This is a genomic window from Paenibacillus sp. NPDC058174 (genome assembly GCF_042883865.1).
Classification (GTDB): Bacteria; Bacillota; Bacilli; order Paenibacillales; family Paenibacillaceae; genus Pristimantibacillus.
The window spans coordinates 395569-416632 of sequence record NZ_JBHVUY010000003.1; the positions used below are offsets into that span (position 1 = coordinate 395569).

A 21064-nucleotide genomic window follows, 5' to 3' on the forward strand; every position below is an offset into this window, starting at 1 on the left:
ATATTCCTTACAGGGTATTGCGGGTTTTCAAACTACTCAGGATCAGGAGTGACAGCAGTTGAATAGAGAATTGGCATGGAAAGAACGGATGGCAAGGTATAAAGGTGTCTTCACAGAAGCGGCTCGGCACATACCTACGGATAAAGTGGTGGACGGCCCTTTAACTGGAAATGGCGACGTCGGTATTGTCGTCAGCGGACCGCCGGAGCGGCAGCGTCTATGGATATCCAAGAATGACTTCTGGAAAGCGAAGCGGGTGTATCCGAACGGCAGTCCATGCGTGCTCGGAGGAATCGATATTCATATTCCTGCGCTGGCAGAAGCTTCATATTATAGTGAACAACGGCTGCTTGAGGCGGAGGTTGCATCGGTATTCCGCAAGGAAGCAGCATCGGTCTCCATTAACTATTGGGTTGCCGCAGACGAGAACGCAGTCATAATTGAGCTTTCCTGTGAAGGCGATGCCGTACAGGTCGAGGTTGACTTATGGGCAGGGAAGGGGAATGAATCGGAGACCGAACTTGGTCAGCAGGACAACGTGGTATGGGCGTCTCGAAAGTTTAACGGCGCTGATCTTGATTGGCCGACAGAAGGTGCAATTGCCATGCGTTGCCTAAATGGCGGGGGCGGTTCATTCCAGCTGCAGCCGGGCGGAAAAACACTTATCGCGGCCTATGTGTTGACGAATCATGATCGGGAGGACTACCTGCCCGAGTCGATCAGAAGAACCGAGCTTCTGGATGCAGCCCGAATTGAAACGCTTCGCTCGGAGCACCAGCAGTGGTGGAGCCAGTTCTGGGCAAAGTCTGCGATTGAGATCGGTGACGAGGTGCTGGAGAAGTTCTGGTACGGCTCTCACTATATTATGGCTTGCTGCAGCCGCAATAAGGCGTTTGCGCCTGGCTTGTTCGGCAACTGGATTACGACGGACGATTCGGAGTGGGCAGGGGATTATCACCTGAATTACAATTACCAGGCCCCATGGTGGGGAGTCTATTCTTCGAATCATATCGAATTGAGCGAGCCCTATGATACCCCGCTGCTGGAATATGTGCCGAACGGACGCAAGTATGCCGAGCAATATTTGGGCTGCAGAGGCATCTATTTCGATGTAGGTATTGGACCCAAAGGGTTGCCGACTGCCTTGTCCACTACGGAGACAAGCAAGAAATATGAGCACGGCCACTTATTTTTGGGGCAAAAAAGCAATGCCGCGTACAGCGCAATCAATATGCTGATGCGTTATTACTATTCGTATGATATGGAATACGCGAGTGAGAAGGCGTATCCCTTCCTGCTTGAGGTCGCCGACTTCTGGGAGGACTACTTGAAGTTCGAAGGAGACCGTTACGTCATCTATCGGGACGGGGTTCATGAGGTTCCCACCTATACCGACGATCATCATAACGATGAATGGCTGAAGGAGTTCGAGGACAAAAATCCGATACTCTCGTTAGCGCTGCTCCGGGCCGTATTCCAGGGCTTGCTGGATATGTCCCGCGAATTGAAGCTTGACGCTGGCCGGCAGGAGAAATGGTCGCATATTCTGGAGCATCTCAGCGGCTTCTCCACGTTCGAGCGTGATGGGAAGACGATATTCCGCTTAACGGAGGAAGGGCGGGACTGGTGGAATGATAATACGCTGGCCATCCAGCATATATGGCCTGCCGGAGCGATCGGACTGGACTCAGATCCGAAGCTGCTTGAAATCGCGAAAGATACGATTACGGTTATTAACCGGTGGACCGATTATAACGGTTTTCCGACGATATTTACCGCAGCGGCTCGTGTCGGATATGATCCGGAGGTTATTTTGCGCGAGCTGCGCCGTCAGTGTCTTGAGCATAGCTATCCTAACTTGTTTATTTTCTTCGGCGGAGGCGGCATAGAGTGCTGCAGCGCTGTTCCTTCGGCGATCAATGAGATGCTTCTGCAAAGTCATGAGAAGGCGATTAAGCTGTTCCCTGTTTGGCCTCGTGAGAAAGATGCCAGTTTTACAAGCTTAAGGGCCGTCGGAGCCTTTACGGTATCGAGTGAATTGACTGGCGGGAATGTAGCTTATGTAGACATTGTAAGCGAGAAAGGCAGAGCATGCAGCATCGTCAACCCGTGGCCGGCGAAAGAAGTCGCTGTTGTGGAGAAATCCGGAGACGGTACCAAGGAAATTGAGTGGCAGTTATCCGGAGACATCCTTTCTTTTGCTACGGAAGCGGGTAAGAGCTATGTTGTAAGCGCGAAAAACTGAATCTTTAACTAAAAGGCAGACCTGTCCCGTACTTGGGCAGGTCTTTTTTTGTTGAAAAAAAGCGGCGATTTACTGCTATTTTACCGCTATTTAACCGCAGGGATTTAGTATTTTATCGAATGGTTTCAGTAACGGCGGAATGGACTCCATAAGACAATCATTTCTAGAACGGATATCCATCCGGCAGGTTTGTCCGTAAAATCTTGAAAAGAGGAAGTGCTACGTTGAAAAAATCCGTAAAGCGGTTCATCGTTGTTGTATTGGCGGGCATATGTTTATTCCAGTCATCAGGACTGGCTCTTGCGAAGGTTCCTTCGGATATCGCAAACAGCTGGGCGAAGGAGACAATCCTCTCGTGGATTGAGAAAGGGCTGGTCAACGGGTATGAGGATGGCAGCTTTAAGCCGAATAAGACGATTACCCGGGCAGAGATCGTCGCTCTCATTAATCGCGCCTTCGAAATTAAGGGCGGTTCGGCGTCCAAATTCACGGATGTCCGAAAGAGCGACTGGTTTTATCAAGACGTTGCTGCCGCGACGGCAGCAGGTTATCTGTCGGGATACCAAGACGGAACCTTTAAGCCGAAAGCGGCAGTTACCCGTCAAGAGCTGGCGGTCATTACGGCGAAGCTGTTAAAGCTCGCGGCTTCAGACTCTTATCTTAACTTCAAGGATACGAAGAACAGCCCGGAATGGAGCAAAGGCGCAATCGGCGCGGTGATCGACGCCAAGGTGATGGGCGGGTTTCCCGACGGGACATTTCAGCCGCTGAAGCCTGCGACCCGCGCGGAAGTGATCGTCATTTTGGACAAGGCTCTCAAGCTGAAGGGAAATGACGTTCCCGTTACGGCTTATGATAAGCCGGGGACTTATGGTCCGGCTCAAGGGATAGAAGCGATCGACGGGAATGTGGTCATCAAGGTTGCGGGAGTTACGCTGCGAAATCTTTCAATTAAGGGGGATTTGCTGCTGGGGGCCGGGATCGGCGAAGGGGATGTTTTCCTTCAAGGCGTAACCGTGGCCGGCACGACGAACGTAGAAGGCGGGGGCGCTAACAGCGTCCATTTTGAAAATTCGGTATTGGCGAACATAATCGTAGACAAGAAGAACGGCAGCATCCGCATCGTTGTAGAGGACGGCGCGACGACGATCCGGGAGATTGAGCTGCGATCCGCCGCGAAGGTGGAATATAAGGGTGCCAAGGGCAGCGGTATTAAGACGGTTACACTGTCGAAATTGCTGCCAGTTGGCAGTGAAGTTGTTCTGACAGGCGCATTCGAAACCGTCGATATTTTATCGCAAAGCATTCGTATTTCGATTCCGGAAGGTTCGGTTCAACAATTGCATGTTGCGCCGTTGGCTGCCAATACGAATTTGACGCTTGGCAAGGACGCAAGCATCGTTGATTTGGTACTCGATGCGCTCACGAAAGTTGCAGGGCAAGGCAAAATCGGGCATGCGGCCATTAATGCGGACGGAACATCCCTGGAAAACAAGCCGGCCACTTTGAAAATTAAGGACGGGATTACGGCAACCGTAGGAGGAGAACAGATCGGCTCGGCACAGGCATCAGGCCCTGCTGGTCCTGCCGGTCCGACTGGGCCGGTCACGACGCCGCCAACCGCGGAAGAAGTCGCGGCAACGACTGCCGTCGTGTCGGCGGAGACCTCTGCAAATGGATTGGTTGGCGACGGAACGGACACGCAAGAAGCCATTGCTGCAGCTCAATCGAAGCAAGCAGCGGCATCGGTCTTGGTGACGGCGTTGCCAAGCAGCACGGCGAAGACAGCCTTGGCAACAAGACTGGCGGTTGTACAAGCTAAAATCGACGACGCGCAATCCGATCTGGATGCCGTTATCGCGGCGGCCGCTTCGGTTACGGCGGCCGAGACGGCAGCCCGCGGTCTTGCAGGCGACGGAATCGATGAGCAAGAGGCTATTGATGCGGCCCAGTCGAAGCAAGCAGCGGCATCGGTCCTGGTGACGGCGCTGCCAAGCAGCACGGCGAAGACGGGATTGGCGGCAAGATTGACCGCTGTACAGACTATCATTAACGATGCGCAGTCCGATCTGACTGCCGTTACTGCGGCAACGGCTTCGGTAACGGCTGCCGAGACGGCGGCTAACGGTCTGTTGGGAGACGGAAGCGATGTGCAAAGCGCCATCGACGCGGCTCAGGCGAAGCGGGATACGGCATCGGGCTTGGCTGCGGCGTTGCCTGGCAGCACGGCGAAGACAGAGCTTGAGAATAGGCTGGCAGCGGTACAAGACGTCATCAACGATGCGCAGGAAGCCGTGGATGCGGTATTTACGGCGGCTCAATCCGTTGCCGCCGCTGAGACAGCGGCAGATGAATTGACGGGTGACGGAACGGATGCGCAAACTGCGATCGATGCGGTGCAGACAAAACAGGATACGGCAACCGGTTTGGTCGCCGCTTTGCCGGACAGCACGGCGAAGACGGCACTGGAAGCGAGACTTACAGCGGTGCAATCTTCTATTGATAATGCCCAGAATGTTGGGGATGCCGTTACTGCTGCGGCTGCTTCGGTAACGGCTGCCGAGACGACAGCCGGTGGACTTGCAGATGACGGCACCGACGAGCAAGAGGCCATCGATGCGGCGCAATCGGATCAAGCAGCGGCATCAGACTTAGTGACGGATTTGCCAAGCAGCACGGCGAAGACGGCATTAGCCGCTAGAATAACTGCGGTGCAGGCGACGATTAACGTTGCGCAGTCCAATTTGGATGCCGTCACTGCAGCAACGGCTGCGACAGCGGCTGCCGAGACGGCGGCTAACGGTTTACTGGGAGACGGAAGCGATACGCAAGGCGCTGTCGATACCGTGCAATCGAAGCAGAGTACGGCATCGGGACTGGTGACCGCATTGCCGAGCAGCACAGTGAAGACGGCATTAGCCGCAAGAATAGCTGCGGTACAAGCAACGATTAACGATGCGCAGGACGTCGTGAATACGGTAGCTGCGGCAACGGCATCGGTGGTCGCCGCGGAGACTGCTGCAGACGGGCTGGCGGGCAACGGAACCGATACGCAAAGCGGGATTGACGCAGTGCAGACGAAGCAGAGTGCGGCATCAGGCTTGGTGACAGCATTGCAAGACAGTACGGCGAAAACAGCGCTAGCAGACAGACTGCTTGCGGTGCAGTCGGCAATCGACAGTGCCCAGGATGTTCTTGATGCTGTTGTCGCGGCAACGGCGTCGGCAGCAGCAGCCGAGGCGGCTGCTGGCGGATTAGCGGGTGACGGAACCGACGTTCAGAGCGTGATCAATACGGTGCAAACGAAGCAGAGTACAGCATCGGACTTGGTAGATGCATTGCCAGACAGTACGGCAAAGACGGCATTGGCTGCCAGATTAGCGGCTGTGCAAGCAGCGATCTACGTTGCGCAGTCGAATTTGGAAGATGTAATCGAAGCTACGGCATCGGTAGTAACAGCTGAGACGGCGGCTAATGGCCTTGCCGGCGATGGAACCGACGCGCAAGATGCGATTGATACGGTGCAGACGAAGCAAAGTGCGGCATCGGACTTGGTGACGGCATTGCCGAGCAGCACGGCCAAGACAGCATTAGCTGCTAGAGTTGCCGCCGTGCAAACGAAAATTAACGGTGCGAAGACCGGCCTGAATGCCGTTGTTGCGGCTACGGCATCGGTTGTCATTGCCGAAGGGGAGTCTGCGGATCTGATCGGCGATGGAACCGACACACAAGACACCATCGACATGGTGCAGGCGAAAAACGATGCGGCAGCACTCTTGGTAACAGCGTTGCCGGGCAGCACAGCGAAGACGGCATTGGCCGCGAGACTGTCAGCGGTGCAAACGAAGATCAATAATGCGCAGTCGAGTCTGGATGCGGTTATCGCGGCTACGGCATCGGTTGTCGCGGCCGAGACGGCAGCAAACGGTTTGCTGGGTGACGGCAGCGATACGCAAGGCGCCGTCGATGCGGCGCAAGCGAAGCATAACACCGCATCGGGCTTGGCGGCGGCATTGCCAGGCAGTACGGCGAAGACAGCGCTGCAAACTAGGCTGTCGACCGTTCAAACGACAATCGACGATGCCCAGGATGCAGTGGATCTTGTAGCTGCGGCGACAGCATCGGTCGTGACCGCGGAGACAGCAGCGAACGGACTAGCTGGCAACGGAACCGACACGCAAGGCGCGATTGATGCGGCGCAAACGAAGAAGGACACTGCATCGGGTTTAGTGACCGATCTGCCGAGCAGTACAGCAAAGACGGCATTGGTCGCTAGATTAGCTGCGGTGCAAGCGGCGATCGATGCCGCACAGTCGAATCTGAACGAAGTCATCGCGGCGACGGCATCGGTCGTGACCGCCGAGACGACAGCTAACGGACTCGCCGGTGATGGAACGGATACCCAAGGCGCAATTATTGCGGCGCAGACGAAGCAGAGTGCGGCATCGGGTCTGGTGGAAGCCTTGCCGAGCAGCACGGTGAAGACAGCGTTGGCGGGCAGAATCACCGCCGTGCAAGCGAAGATCACTGGCGCGCAGAGTAATCTGGATGCGGTCATTGCAGCGACGGCATCGGCCGTCGCGGCCGAGGCGGCAGCGAACGGTTTACTGGGAGACGGCAGTGATACGCAGGAGGCAGTCGATGCAGTTCAAGCGAAGCAGAATGCGGCATCGGTTTTGGCGGCGGCTCTGCCGGGCAGCACGGCGAAGACGGCATTGCAAGCTAGGCTGTCGACCGTTCAAGCGACAATCGACAATGCCCAGTATGCGGTGGATCTCGTAACCGCGGCGACAGTATTAGTTGTGGCCGCCGAGACGACAGCGAATGGACTCGCGAGCGATGGAACGGATACGCAAGGTGCGATTGATACGGTGCAAGTGAAGCGAAATATGGCATTGGGTTCGGTGGCGACCTTGCCGAGCAGTACAGCGCAGACGGCATTGGCTGCAAGATTAGCGGTTGTACAAGGCGCGATCAACGGTGCACAGACCAAGCTGAACGCCGTCATTGCGGCGACAGCATCGGTCGTCGCGGTTGAGGCGGCAGCAGCGGCAATGATAGGCGACGGTACTGATGCACAAGAAGACATCGACTCGGTGCAATCCGATCAAGATACGGCATCGGTTTTGGTGACGGCGCTGCCGAGCAGTACGGTAAAAACGGCATTAGTCAATAGACTGGCGGCATCGCAAGTGCTTATCGACAATGCGCAAGGCGCGCTGGATATCGTCGTTGCGCTGCAAGAAGCGCTTGACGCGGCGAGCCCGCTGGTGGAAGTCAAATACACAGCTTCCAGTTGGAGTACATTGCAAACGGCGCTGGCCCTGCCGCAAACGACGCTGGGCGAGAAGGCGACCAAGGTCGTTGCCCTTAACGACGCGCTGAATAATTTGGTAGTCAGAATCGTAACGAGCATCGACGTCAACATTATCTCAGGAAGAGACCAGTATATACTTCCGGGATTCACGGGGCCGGGGTCGCATATCACGATGCAGGCTGTAGTAAAAGACCAATTCGGTGTGGAAATGAAGACAGAAGGAATTACTTGGAGCCATGACAGTATCGGCGTCAATGATAGGCTGACGGATGCCAACTTCGGCAATAGATATAATATTTACGATTTTAATGTCTATAATGACCTGATCGCGCGGGTTGTTACGATTACGGTGACTTCCGTATCGACACCAGACGTGAAAGGAATTTGTGTCATTAATATCATCCGCGGCAGATAGAGCCCAGCAGATTTTCCATGTACGCAACGGACCCCCTCATTGATTGAGGGGGTCCGTTGCGCTTTAGGCATCGGCCGCTCCGATCGGCAAACCGAGTTAAGCTCCGCCCAAGATCCGTTTTCAATTAACATGTAAACTTTTATAATGCCACATTCCGTCTAATTACAATGTCCATATATACTTAAATTATTGCCTTTTCGAGCAGCAGCTACAAGGTGATGAAGCATATTACTATTGCTATTGTCCAATATAATTGCAGTGTTCCTGGTACAGCACAACAGAATTTGTTTATAAATCTATGAAGAAATGGAGAGGTATCCGATGGATTTCTTTTTTGACGGATTTATATCAAGAGAGGTTTTGAATAACTATCTGTCACGTGCAGTGACGCATTGCGGCATTGGTGAGGATAACAGCCTGGCTTCTTCAACCTTTGAGGACGATATTCGGATGTTGAAGAATGAAGGCGCGAAGTTTATCGGACGGGCTTCCTATGTATGGGACAGCACGGATGATGAGCGGCATTTCCGGATTGCGAAGGAACGTGCAGACCGCGCACATGAGGTGGATCCGGACTTTATTTTACAGGCCTGTGTATTCGAATGTATTCAAAAAAGCTTCGTAACCTCAGTAAAAGTACCCGCATGGGTGTTTGAAGCTTTTGGACTTGATCCTGAGGACCGGTATTTTTCCTATGAGAATATGGTTTTTGAGAATGGCAGGTATATCAACCAATGGGGCAAGGACTCCTCAGTAGAGGATATCAACCGTCTGGAATCCCGTCTATGGATTTATTACCGAGCATGTTCTTATATCCTTGCAGGATTTGAAGGCATTCATTTCGGACAGGTGCATTTGATCGGTGCGGAGGATGAAGGCTTCCGTTATTTCAAAGAAGTAATAGGTATGATCCGGGATTATGCCAAGCAGCATGCCCGCCGCCATTATGTATTATGTGATGCGCATACACACGGCATCAGCGTAGACGGAGTCAGCCTGTTTGATTATAATTGCTTTCCAATCCGCTTAAAGGAAGTCATGGATAAGCCAATGGCATGTATCTGTGAAGAGGGATATTTGGACAGCTTGTTCGCGCGCAGTGCACCAGGCGTATCCCCAAGCGGCTGGGCGGCTGATTCGATGCCCTTTATCGTAGAGTTTGATAACTTCGGCCGGGACCGTGCTCGCGGGGTCCCTAACCATGAAAGCCATTTTGCCTGGGGCTACGACGAAATCACTTGGTTTGCCCTTCTCCGGGACGATGCCCGTGTCGAGTTTCTGCGCTATATCGATCAATGGGTCAATGAGCGTTATCCAGAAGGATGGGTTCAGATGCCATCCCGCCGGATCATGACGGAAAGCATCAAGATGACTTATGCTTCGAAAACGCTGACCGCAGAAAGAGTGGCAGAGCTTGCTCCAGTAGAATATATAACTGCTTACGCAAAATATGAGGACTCCTATGATATTTACCGTTGGTACTACAGTGCCAATAATCCTTCTGATGATTGTCCCTATGGATTTGGCGATGAGGATGTCATAAAGGAATTGTTTGCCTCAAGGGGCAGTACCCTTTTATTGCAAGAGTAAGCAATTGAATATTACCTGGTGTAACAACTTCACTGACAGCAGCTGTCAGTGAAGTTGTTTTATTATGAACCTAACCGCTCATTACAATGAACGGTTGCTGTTATTAATGAATTTGATGAGGAGCGTTCGAGATGAATAATACGGTATATCTTTACGTGTTTGATACGATGTCTGATTGGGAAGCAGGGTACTTAACTGCTGAGTTGAACACGGGAAGATACTTCAGGCAGGGGGTGGCGCCCGCAAAAATAGTCACTGTGGGAATAGAAAAGACTCCAGTTACGACAATGGGTGGACTGAAAATAATTCCAGACGTTAAGGTGGAGGAGTGCAGCATTAAAGACATAGATGCATTGATTTTGCCTGGTGGAAATACATGGACAGAAGCTATTCATGAGCCTATTTTAAAAATTGCTGCGATGTGCATAGAGGAAGGAGTAGTAGTTGGAGCAATTTGTGGTGCAACCTTGGGACTTGCTGGAGCAGGATTGTTAGATTCACGTCCGCATACAAGCAATGATTTGGCCTATCTTAAAATGATTTGTCATTCTTATAGCGGTGAGAAGCACTACAAACCGGAATGTTCTGTAACGGACGGGAAATTAATCACTGCATCAGGAGTAGCGCCTTTAGAATTTACTGTTCATGTTTTAAAAGCGTTGGATGTATTTTCTCCAGAAACATTAGACGCTTGGTATGGGCTAAATAAAACGCATGAATCCAGGTATTTCTATGATTTGATGAACACCATCCAATGAGCTATAACCGGATAGTGATCTAAAAGAACATAAAGATGACATCAGAGAAATCTGAGCGTCATCTTTATTCCATAATAAGGGTCGATAGGTTTTTTAGTATCATATATTATTGTCGGTTTTTAGGAGATTATGTTATGGTAGTAGTGGGTAATCATTACAATCATTAATTTCTTTTACAAGGAGCCGATTATGAGAATCACCCATAACATATCCGCATTAAATGCTGACAATATATTGAAGAAAAATAATGAGAAATTGTCCAAATCATCGGAAAAGCTGGCTTCAGGCTTGCGTATTAATAGAGCTGCTGATGATGCGGCGGGACTATCGATTTCGGAGTCGATGAGAGGGCAGATTCGAGGGCTGCAGCAGGCAGAACGGAACGTACAGGATGGCATATCTGTCGTTCAGACCGCCGATGGCGGTATGCAGGAAATTTCGAACATTATTGCGCGGCAGAAGGAGCTGCTCGTTCAAGGGATGAACGGCACTTATTCCGATCAGGACAAGCGGATGATCGAACTGGAAATACGCCAGCTTAATGAGGCCATTGATAATATTGCAGAGTCGAACACATTCAACACAATCAATCTTCTGGCTCGCAGCGATTACCAAATCTATGCGGACCGTTCGAGTACCGATACGACAATGAACATCAGCGATCCGCCGACTGATATTTACATATCAAAAAGCCCAATTTATGCACCTGCAGGAACGCCGGGCACACCGCGTCAAAAAACAAGGGACACAGATACGACCACGACGACCCAGACCTACTCCAGCACAAGTCAAACGACGCCTAAAGTATTTCCGGATGGAAGAGAAGGCTATAACGATTATAAGGTCGATACCCAGACGACTACCAAAACAGATACAAATACGAAGGTTTATGAAACGACGGCCCCTACAACGAACCCCGTTTATACGGACCCGGCTTATTGGTATACCGTAGGAAGAAATGATACCTATTTTGGCTCAGCGCATCATTCGCAATTGTATGGGAATATGGTTGAGAACATTGAAGTTGACGGAGTTTCAAGAGCGTTGGAATATGGGAGCAGAACAAATCCCGGAACGGTTCCGGCAGTTGATCATTTTGTTTTTCCCAATACAGATATATCCGTAACCAGATACCGGACGATAAATGCAGACAATTCGATCGAAATCAGATATGAAATGAAAAATAACGGGACAACAGATTCAACCATTAATATGAGCAACAGCTTGAATCCGCCTAAAAACGCAGTGATGATTGACGATACAGGAAATCCGCTCCCGCCAGGCAATCATGTAATCTCACCGGTGTCCGGTAACGTCTTCCATATGGAAGGTGAAGAAGCGAATGCGAGTGTTGAATTTGATGATGGACTCGGACTTGCAGCGCCAACAGGGCTCACCATTAATAATACGGTGCCAGGGGAGCCGCAAATTAATTTCAATTGGGAGTACAATTTGGCACAAGGCCAGAGTATGACCATTGGATTTAAGTACGGCCCGCTATCGCTGTCGCCAAATATTGAGGTCCTCGAGCATACAACGGAAACTGAGGTCACCAGGCATATTGAATCCGAGGTAGTGACGGACATTACAGATATCGACTATGCCCCTCCGCAGCTTGTCATTCAGGCGGGAGAGAAAGCGCACGAGACCATCGAGATCCCTTTATTCAACGTCAAAGCTAGCGGTCTGGGACTATCGAACATCGGAATACTGCCGCCATCGAACCCTTCGCAATCCCTTGCTCAAACAGAAGGGGCTCTGGCTAAAGTAACAAATGTCCGGGCGATCCATGGTTCCTTGCAAAATCGTATGGAGCATACGATGAACAATGTAGGAAATTATCAAGAAAACTTAGCAGCTGCGGAGTCGAGAATTCGGGATACGGACATAGCTAAAGAAATGGTCAATATCACGCTGTCCAACATTGTATCTCAATCCGCGCAAGCCATGCTGGCTCAAGCGAATAACAATCCGCAAGCCGTTCTGCAATTAATGAAAAGCTGAGACTGACCTGAACCTGCCTGATGGGGCAGGTTTTTTGGTAGTCACTCCGTTTATAGTGCTTTATGCTTTATGGACATTATTAATCTAATATTGCTAGGGGAGATAAAATGCTATTTCAAAATGGTAAGTTGCTCGTTCGTAAATTGGAATTGAAGGATAACTATTTATTAGCTAAATGGCTTTCTGACCCTATCGTTCTTGAATATTATGAAGGAAGAGACAATCCTTTTGATTTGGAAAAGGTGAATAAGAAATTTTACCAGCGTGATGAAATCGGATGTATTGTAGTATTTGAAAATGTGGAAATTGGATATATTCAGTATTATCAATTGGATAAAGAATCAAAAGAATTATATGGGTATGCAGAAGTCCCTGATATTATTTATGGAATGGACCAATTTATAGGGAAAACTGAATATTGGAATAGGGGTATTGGCACCCTTCTTGTTAAATCTATGGTGGAGTTTTTAGTTAAACAGAAACAAGCAGATCGAGTAGTTATGGACCCTCAAACACGGAATGAGAGAGCGCTTCGTTGTTATGAGAAGTGTGGGTTTGAGAAGGTTAAACTGTTACCCCAAAATGAACTTCATGAAGGGGAATATCGAGATTGTTGGTTGATTGAGTATACAAATATCTAATTACTCCCACATGCGTGTCACTTCAATAAGGTTTAGCCCGTCGAAGCTTAACTTATAAATATCAGGCATCTCCAGCTGTCTCCAGAATGCGAAATCGAATCTTGTATCCAAGGCATTCATGATCAAAACCATAATATTGCCATGCGTTCCGATTGCGATATTTTCACCTTCATATCGTTGCAAGACTCTATGTAGCGCTCCAACTCCTCTTTCTTGTGCAATGAGGTTGGACTCCCCTCCCTCCCAGGAGAAAGAAGGCTCGGTCCATACCTTTTCAATGGCATGGTTAAAATCATCTACGGGTTCAGCCGCTAATAATCGTTCTCTAAAGTCCTCTTCTAAGACGATTTTAAGGCTATGGATTTCAGCTAACCCTTCGACCGTTTGGATGGCTCTCTTATAGGGGCTTGAAAGAACGGCAGTAATCTTTTCGTTTTTCAGTCTATCCGCAACTTTAAGGGCGTCTTCTGTTCCGCGCTCTGACAAGGGTCTGTTCCATTCATCAGAAGAATAAACAGAATGAGCATGCCGGACCAAATAAAGAGTTGTAATCAATGCATTCACCAGCCTATCGATTTGGTAAGTACCCATATTTTACTCGATTTATAAAAGTATTGTATGACTAGTTGAAAATAAACATTTTTATCATAGATAGAGTTTTGTATAATAAACAATACAGGTCTAGCTTAATAGCTCCCTGTTGCTGCGCAAATACATAACAAGCCATTGAAGGCTTGTTTTTTTATGCCTATGATTTTACAAATTTGCTGATAGAAAGAGGTACGGTTGCAGATGGAAACGATCCTGTTGGTAGATGATGAGCAGGACATTATTAAGCTGATGGAGCTTTATTTGACGAATGAAGGCTACCGGCTGCTGAAGGCGTCAGATGGCTTGGAAGCGCTGGAGCAGCTCCGCCAGCATCCGGTCGATCTGATTATTCTGGACGTGATGATGCCGCGGATGGATGGCCTGGAGGCTTGTATGAAAATTCGCGAGGAGCATCACATTCCGATCATTATGCTGTCGGCCAAAAGCCAGGATATCGACAAAATCGCCGGTCTTAGCATCGGGGCCGACGATTACGTAGCCAAGCCGTTCAGCCCGCTGGTGCTGGTGGCAAGGGTGAAATCGCAGCTGCGCCGCTATAAGAGATTTAAGGGCGCTGAGGCTAAAAATGCCGATGAGATTATTATCGATGATCTCGTCATTAATACGGCTATGCATACGGTATTCGTCGATCAGCAGGAGGTAAAGCTGACACCGCGTGAATTCGCGATCCTGCATCTGCTGGCCGTGAACCGGGGCATCGTGCTTAGCATGGATAAAATCTACGAAACCGTCTGGAATGAGCCGTTCATGGAGTCAAAAAATACGGTCATGGTTCATATCCGCAAGCTGCGGGAGAAGATTGAGAAAAACGCACAAGCTCCGAAATTCATTAAGACGGTATGGGGCATCGGCTATAAAATGGAATCGCTATGAATGAAAGGGCGGCGCTTAACGTGGACGTACAGCGAAAAAGAATTTTGCTGCTTATTGGAGCTGTCGCGGCATTCCTAATCGTGCTGGCGGGGCGGTCGGTCTTGTCTGTGCTCATTCAGATTGAGCCCTATGATTACCCGCTCATTTGGTTAGTGGAGCATATCGGCTCAATCCCGCTCATGCTTGCAACAGGTCTGCTGCTCTTTGCCTTCTTTTATTTCGGGATGCGTGGCCGCATACTTAACAACACGCAAAGAAACTCCAGGGCCGAACGGGAACTGGAGCAGCTGGAAGCAAGGGGAAGCGGGATAAGGCTGTTTCGGACGCTGCGGTGGAGGTTTCTGCTCATTTTTATCTCCAGCATAGGGATAACAGGATGCCTTCTGCTTATTGGACATGCTTTCATCTCTTATCTGATTTTCAAAGACCCAAGCAATCCCGGGTTAAAATGGATCATTAACAACATCGGCTCCCCCGTCCTGATGACGATAAGCGGGATTCTGCTGTTTTTTATCGTATTTTATTTGACGACAAGCTCGATGATCGGTTATTTAAAGCAGATTACAACAGGCTTGCAGGAGATTGCCAAAGGGCAGCTGGATCATTCCATTCCGGTAAAAACGACGGATGAGCTTGGGCTGCTTGCGCATAATATCAACCGGATGAGCCGGCAGCTTAACCTTTCGATTGAAGAGGAGCGAAACGCTGAGAGGACGAAAAATGATCTGATAACCGGCGTATCCCATGACTTGCGCACTCCGCTCACTTCCATACTAGGCTTCTTGGAAGCTATCGAGGACGATCGCTACAAGGATGAGGTCGAGCTGCGTTACTACGTCAATATTGCGCATGAAAAGTCACGCGGACTGAAGCGTCTGATCGACGATCTGTTCGAATATACCAAATACAATAATCAAGATGAGCTGGATATTAGAGAGCTGGACCTCATCGGCTTTCTTCGCCAGCTGGCGGAGGAATTTGTGCCAAGCTTGGCTAAGGCGGATATGGAATGCCGCATCGATGCTCCGGATGGTGCGATATTAATTGCTGCCGATGGGGAGAGTCTCGTTCGCGCATTTGAGAATATTATGGCCAACGCTATTAACTACGGCTCGCAGGGCAAATATCTCGATATCCGCCTTTCGGTAGAAGACCGGCAGGCAGTCGTTGCTTTTGCCAATTACGGCGAGCCGATCCCGAAGCAGGAGCTGCCGCGTTTATTCGAGCGGTTCTACCGGGTGGAGCAGTCGCGTTCCAAGCATACGGGCGGAAGCGGTCTCGGGCTGGCGATTGTGAAAAGCATCGTCGAACGGCATCAGGGATCGATTTCGGTTCAAAGCAGCAAGAAGGAGACGGTATTCGAAATCCGGCTGCCGCTCCATGCTTAAGCCTCTTTAAGCGAACGTTAAGGATTTGATAAGCTTTTCCGCCAGGTGACGTTAAGAAGCCCCTTCTATACTTATCCCTATCGATAAGAAATAGAGGGGGCTTTATTTTGTTTAACATTCGTCATGTCTTATTATCGCTAGTATTGTTAGCTGGTCTTCTGAGCGCATGCCAGCAGACGGCCAACCGGTCAACGGAGGTAGGCTTCGTCGTGAATGGCGTGAAGCTGGCGGAGCCGCCAGCCGTTACGATGAAGGACGGGCAAATGCTGGTGCCTTCAGCTTTTATCGAGGAGCATTTTCAGAAAAAAATCGAAGCGGTAATCGCGCCTGAAGAAACAGGCAGCAGCACGAGCTACTATTCCAACAAGGTTGCCGTATTAATGTACCATGATATCGGAACAGAGCCGGCGCCGGGCACGAAGCAGCTTTCGAGCGAGCGGTTTGAAAGACAGATGTCGCTGCTGAAGGACAATGGCTTTCAGGTCATCGACATAGGGCAATACATAGATTTTATAAAGAACGGAGCAGCAGTACCGGACAATGCTGTGCTGCTGACGTTCGACGACGGCTATGAGAGCTTCTATAAGGTAGCTTATCCCGTGCTAAAGAAATACGAGTATCCGGCAGTAAATTTCGTGATCGTATCGGCTATCGATAAGCGAACGGGCTTGGCTAAGTTGAGCTGGGATCAGATGAGAGAGATGCAGAAGTCGGGCATGTCATTTTACAGTCATACGTATGATTTGCATCATTACGGGGAAGCCAACGCGGCGGGAGGAAACAAACCGCTTATGACTGTCCGTCTTTATAACCAAGCGACCGGAAAGACAGAAACGGATGAGGTCTACCGGAAGCGGATTGTCGACGACTTGGCGTTAGCAGAGCAACGCTTGAAGGAGGAGCTGGGAAATGAGCGGGGCGTATTGGCATTTCCGTATGGCGCGTTCAACGAGGAAGTGCTGAAGCAACTGGAGCCGCTCGGAATTGAGCTTTCGTTCACGGTGAAGGATGGACTGAATGCTCCCGGGCAGGTCAACGGCTTCCGCATTAATGGGGCGCAGGATGGCGAGACAGCGGAGCAATTGATCGATAAGCTGAAGCGCGCGGGCAAACCTGCAATGGCAGAGGGAGCGGTCGGAATTCGCATAGACGGAGAAGAAGCTGCTTTTACAGGTGTACGGTCTGCGAAAGAGGAAGAGGGTCTAATGATTCCGCTGCGGGAATTTTGCAACAGCTATCATATTGAAATTCATTGGGACAATAAGAATAAGCGGGTGTCGCTGGTATCGTAGTAAGGGAAGCGGCCTAGTCCCATTCGGTTCCTCTCTGAATATTCTACAAGGTAGAGTAGAGAAGCGTGCAAGAGAAGGAATACCGATAGGGAAGTGATGCAATGGGAATGGAGTCGCTGCTGGCGATTCATCCGCCGCGATTTTTGAATGGGAATACGTACATCGGCCCCTACACTTACGGCACGCCGGTCGTATTGTCCTATAGCTCGACCAATACTGTCGTCATCGGCAAATTTTGCTCAATTGGCGGCACGACGATTATGTTGGGAGGCAATCACCGTTATGATTGGGGGACGACCTATCCGTTCAGCGCGTTTATGCCTGAGCATGGTCACACTCCTAATGTTACCTGGTCCAAAGGCAATGTCGTGATTGGGCACGACGTATGGATTGGCATCTGCTCCACCGTAATGTCCGGTGTAACCATTGGACACGGTGCGTGTATTGGCACGGGATCGGTTGTCACCAAGGACATCCCTCCATACGCAATTGCAGCCGGCAATCCGGCCCGTGTCGTCAAGTACCGTTTCCCGCAAAATATCATCGATGGGCTGATGCGCATTCAATGGTGGGACTGGGAGCCGCATCAGATCGAGCCGGCTATTCCGCTGCTGATGTCGAATGATTTTTTCGGATTGTTCCGCTATGCGAAATCGATAGGGAAATAAGCTGTTCAGCCGCCTTTTATGGCGGTTTTTTGTTTTGCCGCTTCTGTTAATAGACAAATAGGATTCATTTCGGAAACGTTTGCAAAAAAGACATTTACAATATTTTCTTGTTGTTGTAGTATCTGAGTATATATTTATCGCAAACGTTTCCGAAAAGGGAGAAGGTTATCATGGCGCGCTGGCAGCAATAGCCCGCTGTTGCAGGGGAAGTTCTCATTAGATTGTCACTTTGAGAATGGACATGACCCGCAGACGCAGCAGGAAAGCCGAATCGGAGCAGCGAGAATTGCGATTCATGCAAACGCTTACAGACATCATCTCTTTTTTCCTATCTTGTCAGTCTGTTGAACCGACCGGCTGTCGCCGGATTTCTCCTGTGGAGCATGGAGGGCTGCTATGAGACCAACAATCAAGAACATCGCAATAGAGCTGCAGCTGGCAGTCAGCACCGTATCGCGCGCACTGAACGGCAGCTATGGCGTACACCCGAAGACGGTTGAACGCGTACAGCAGAAAGCGCGGGAGCTCGGCTATGTGCCGGATCTTGGCGCGCAGCAGCTAGCGGGCAAGCGAAGCAACTTCATCGGTGTATTCGCGCCGGAGTTTGAATTCGAGGCGACCCCGGAATTTGCCGAGCTGTTCCCTCCCATGCATAAGGCGCTTCGGCTGCTCGGCAAGGATGTGCTCGTGTTCTCAGTGCCATTCTTTGCTTATGAACCCGGCAAGCTGGAGAAATGGGTGGCTTTGCGCAATCTTTCCGGCATCATTGTGCTGCCCGGCTTTGGGGCAGATCATCCGATGCTGCAGGAGGCGCTGGAGCTGGAAATGCCATGTGTCAATTTCGGCGGGGCGTACGGCCGCCGCTGCTCAACTTTTACCGGCGGCGACTATCTTGGAGGCCGGCAGGCCGGTGCTTGTCTGGGGGAGCTTGGGCATTTGCAGATTGGCATTGTTAGCGGTCCGGAATCGCTTCGTATATGCCGGGACCGGTACTTGGGCTTTCAAGAGGGCTATGAGCAGAGCAGCGGCCATCCGCTGCCAGATACGCCAATGGCTTATGGCGATTTCAGCGGAGCCAGCGGCGGGACGGCAGCCCTGAAGCTGTGGCGCGAGAATGCCGGGATCACGGCGATTTTCTGTATGAACGACCTAATGGCGATGGGGGCCGTAGCGGCACTGAGCGAAGCCGGAGTCCGTATTCCCGAGGAAATGTCCATCATCGGTTATGACGGTGCCTTTTTTACCGCCTACACGAACCCTCCGCTGACGACGATCTGCCATCCGTATGAACGTCTTGGCGAACGAGCAGTCGAGCTGCTTACCGATCTGATTGATGGAGGTCAGGGCACCGTGTTTGACGGTCTGCCGCCGCAATTGATCAGACGGCGAACGACAGCCCCTTGCAGAGTTAAGGATGCTGCTGACAAGACGCCGGATGCTGTGTGAGTACATAGAAAACAGCGGCAGAATCAGGAGCGGATCGTACCAATTCGAATGCAAAGAAAGATGACGGGGGCTGATGAAATGGCGGTAACGCCGCAACCAGGGTTGCTGCAAAAGGAAGGAACAGATGCACTGCTTCGTGTTTCTGGTCTTAAGAGGACGTTCGGACGGGGCAGCGCGGCGACGACCGTGCTTCAGGGCGTCGATCTATCGATCGAAGCGGGAAAGCTGATTGCCTTGAAGGGACGATCGGGCTCTGGCAAGACGACGCTGCTCAATCTGCTGGCCGCACTGGATACTCCAACCGAGGGCAGCGTCCGTTTCGACGGGAAGGCGCTGAATGAGCTGTCGGACAAGGCGCGCGGCGATGTCCGGCGCAGACGGATGGGACTTATCTTCCAGTCCTTCGCCTTGTTTCCGCTAATGTCAGCTTACGAGAATGTCGAGTTCGCGATGCGGATTGCAGGCGTAACGGCAAGCGGCAGAAAAGAGGCGGCGGAGCAGGCGCTTGATTTCGTCGGCTTGAAGCCGCGCATGCATCATCGGCCCTTTGAAATGTCGGGCGGAGAGCAGCAGCGGACCGCCATCGCACGGGCTATTGCGCACAAGCCGAAGCTGCTGCTGGCCGATGAGCCGACAGCGGAGCTGGACAGCCGGACGGGCTTGCATATTTTGAGCGTGCTGCGGGGGCTCGTTAAAGAAGCCGGGATGACCGTCATTATGACCACTCACGACCCGGCTATTATGGAGGTTGTTGACGAGGTATATGAATTGGAGGATGGGATCATTGTTCAAGCTGCAAAACTCTAGCCGAGCGGCGCTGGCGCTGCTCACAAGCCTGTCTCTATTATCCGGCTGCTCGCTGCTTCCGAAGGAGGAAGCGCCGATTAAGCCGCCGCTCGTCAAGCCGGCGGAACAGAATTACTCTACTGTACTCGTGGAGAAAGGCGATATTCGCACTGAAATCCGGGGCGCCGGTTTTTTCGAGTCCACGGAAACCGATAATGCGCAATTCATCTCGCAGGGCGGGCGCATCGAGAAGGTCAGCGTCAAATCCGGCGATACGGTGAAAAAGGGCGACTTATTGCTGAAGCTTGGAGTGGACGGAATGGATCTGCAGATACTGGAGCAGAGGCTGGCGCTTCAAAAAGCGGAATATGCGCTGAAGCAGCTGAAGCGAAATGCGGATGACCCCGATGCGATGCGCCTGGCAGAACTGCAGCTGGATATCGAGAAGCTGAAGTATGACAAATTGCAAGGCACAATCGAACGCAGTGAGCTGCGCGCTTCTATGGATGGTCTCGTTGTTTTCGTTGAGGATTTGGAGCCGGGCGATACGGTACAGCCTTACCAGACGCTCGTAACTGTAGTGAATCCTAGCAAGCTGCGCTTTTCCTACCAATCTTCGGATACGGCTCTTATCCGTGAAGCTTCGGTCGGAATGAAGGCTGAGATTTCTACCGGCAGCACGAAGACGCTGGGCAAGGTTGTGCAGACGCCATCCACTGCCCCGGAGACAACGAATGAGGGTCTGGCTGAAAAATACAAAAAAACGCTCTACGTAGACATAGACAAACTGCCAGAAGGGGCGAAGCTGGGCATGAGCGGCGATTTGGTCATCATATTGACTGAGCACAAGGATACGCTGGTCATTCCGAAAAGCGGCCTCCGCACCTACATGGGGCGTACTTTCGTCCGCGTGCTCGACGATAAAGCGCTGCGGGAGATCGATGTGGAGACCGGACTGATCTCGACGACGCTGGTCGAAATTACGAAAGGCTTGGATGAAGGGCAAAAGATCGTTATGAATTGATGGCA

Annotated in this window: 14 protein-coding genes; 13 read left to right on the forward strand and 1 reads right to left on the reverse strand. The window is 51.0% G+C overall.

Annotated features, from left to right (window positions below; all coding sequences use genetic code 11):
- Positions 1-58: 58 nt before the first annotated feature.
- From ACFVVF_RS17910 to ACFVVF_RS17935, 6 genes are all read left to right on the forward strand, one after another.
- Positions 59-2245, forward strand: a complete 2187-nt coding sequence (locus ACFVVF_RS17910; protein WP_387812414.1) for a glycosyl hydrolase family 95 catalytic domain-containing protein — start codon at positions 59-61, stop codon at positions 2243-2245.
- Positions 2246-2469: 224 nt separating this feature from the next.
- The gene (locus tag ACFVVF_RS17915; protein WP_387812417.1) at positions 2470-7977 is read left to right on the forward strand and encodes an S-layer homology domain-containing protein; all 5508 of its coding nucleotides are present in this window, start codon (positions 2470-2472) and stop codon (positions 7975-7977) included.
- Positions 7978-8298: 321 nt separating this feature from the next.
- A complete protein-coding gene (locus tag ACFVVF_RS17920) occupies positions 8299-9567 on the forward strand; it encodes a hypothetical protein (RefSeq protein WP_387812420.1) in 1269 nt (422 codons plus the stop codon).
- 131 nt (positions 9568-9698) lie between these two features.
- Positions 9699-10325, forward strand: coding sequence for a type 1 glutamine amidotransferase family protein (locus ACFVVF_RS17925; protein ID WP_387812423.1), 627 nt, complete (start codon positions 9699-9701; stop codon positions 10323-10325).
- A 189-nt stretch (positions 10326-10514) separates the two neighbouring features.
- Positions 10515-12329, forward strand: a complete 1815-nt coding sequence (locus ACFVVF_RS17930) for a flagellin (protein ID WP_387812426.1) — start codon at positions 10515-10517, stop codon at positions 12327-12329.
- 107 nt (positions 12330-12436) lie between these two features.
- Complete coding sequence (locus tag ACFVVF_RS17935; protein WP_387812429.1) at positions 12437-12970, forward strand: GNAT family N-acetyltransferase; 534 nt, start codon at positions 12437-12439, stop codon at positions 12968-12970.
- Here ACFVVF_RS17935 and ACFVVF_RS17940 read toward each other — a convergent pair whose 3' ends face one another.
- Positions 12971-13525, reverse strand: coding sequence for a histidine phosphatase family protein (locus ACFVVF_RS17940; RefSeq protein WP_387813139.1), 555 nt, complete (start codon positions 13523-13525; stop codon positions 12971-12973).
- 237 nt (positions 13526-13762) lie between these two features.
- On the opposite strand from ACFVVF_RS17940, the gene ACFVVF_RS17945 reads away from it, so the two are divergent.
- The 7 genes from ACFVVF_RS17945 (at position 13763) to ACFVVF_RS17975 (ending at position 21059) form a co-directional block, all read left to right on the forward strand.
- A complete protein-coding gene (locus tag ACFVVF_RS17945; RefSeq protein ID WP_387812432.1) occupies positions 13763-14455 on the forward strand; it encodes a response regulator transcription factor in 693 nt (230 codons plus the stop codon).
- On the forward strand, positions 14452-15843 hold the full coding sequence (locus tag ACFVVF_RS17950; protein WP_387812435.1) for a sensor histidine kinase: 1392 nt from the start codon (positions 14452-14454) through the stop codon (positions 15841-15843). Before ACFVVF_RS17945 ends, ACFVVF_RS17950 begins: the two co-directional genes overlap by 4 nt.
- 107 nt (positions 15844-15950) lie before the next feature.
- Positions 15951-17135, forward strand: coding sequence for a polysaccharide deacetylase family protein (locus ACFVVF_RS17955; protein WP_387812438.1), 1185 nt, complete (start codon positions 15951-15953; stop codon positions 17133-17135).
- A gap of 101 nt (positions 17136-17236) precedes the next feature.
- Positions 17237-17803, forward strand: coding sequence for a CatB-related O-acetyltransferase (locus tag ACFVVF_RS17960; RefSeq protein ID WP_387812441.1), 567 nt, complete (start codon positions 17237-17239; stop codon positions 17801-17803).
- A gap of 396 nt (positions 17804-18199) precedes the next feature.
- Entirely contained in the window at positions 18200-19249 is a 1050-nt protein-coding gene (locus tag ACFVVF_RS17965) for a LacI family DNA-binding transcriptional regulator (RefSeq protein WP_387812444.1), read from the forward strand.
- 78 nt (positions 19250-19327) lie between these two features.
- On the forward strand, positions 19328-20056 hold the full coding sequence (locus tag ACFVVF_RS17970) for an ABC transporter ATP-binding protein (RefSeq protein ID WP_387813142.1): 729 nt from the start codon (positions 19328-19330) through the stop codon (positions 20054-20056).
- Positions 20034-21059 carry an efflux RND transporter periplasmic adaptor subunit gene (locus ACFVVF_RS17975; RefSeq protein ID WP_387812447.1) on the forward strand — a complete coding sequence of 342 codons (1026 nt, stop codon included), beginning with the start codon at positions 20034-20036 and terminating at the stop codon, positions 21057-21059. The genes ACFVVF_RS17970 and ACFVVF_RS17975 overlap by 23 nt, the downstream gene beginning before the upstream one ends.
- The last annotated feature ends 5 nt before the right edge of the window (positions 21060-21064 follow it).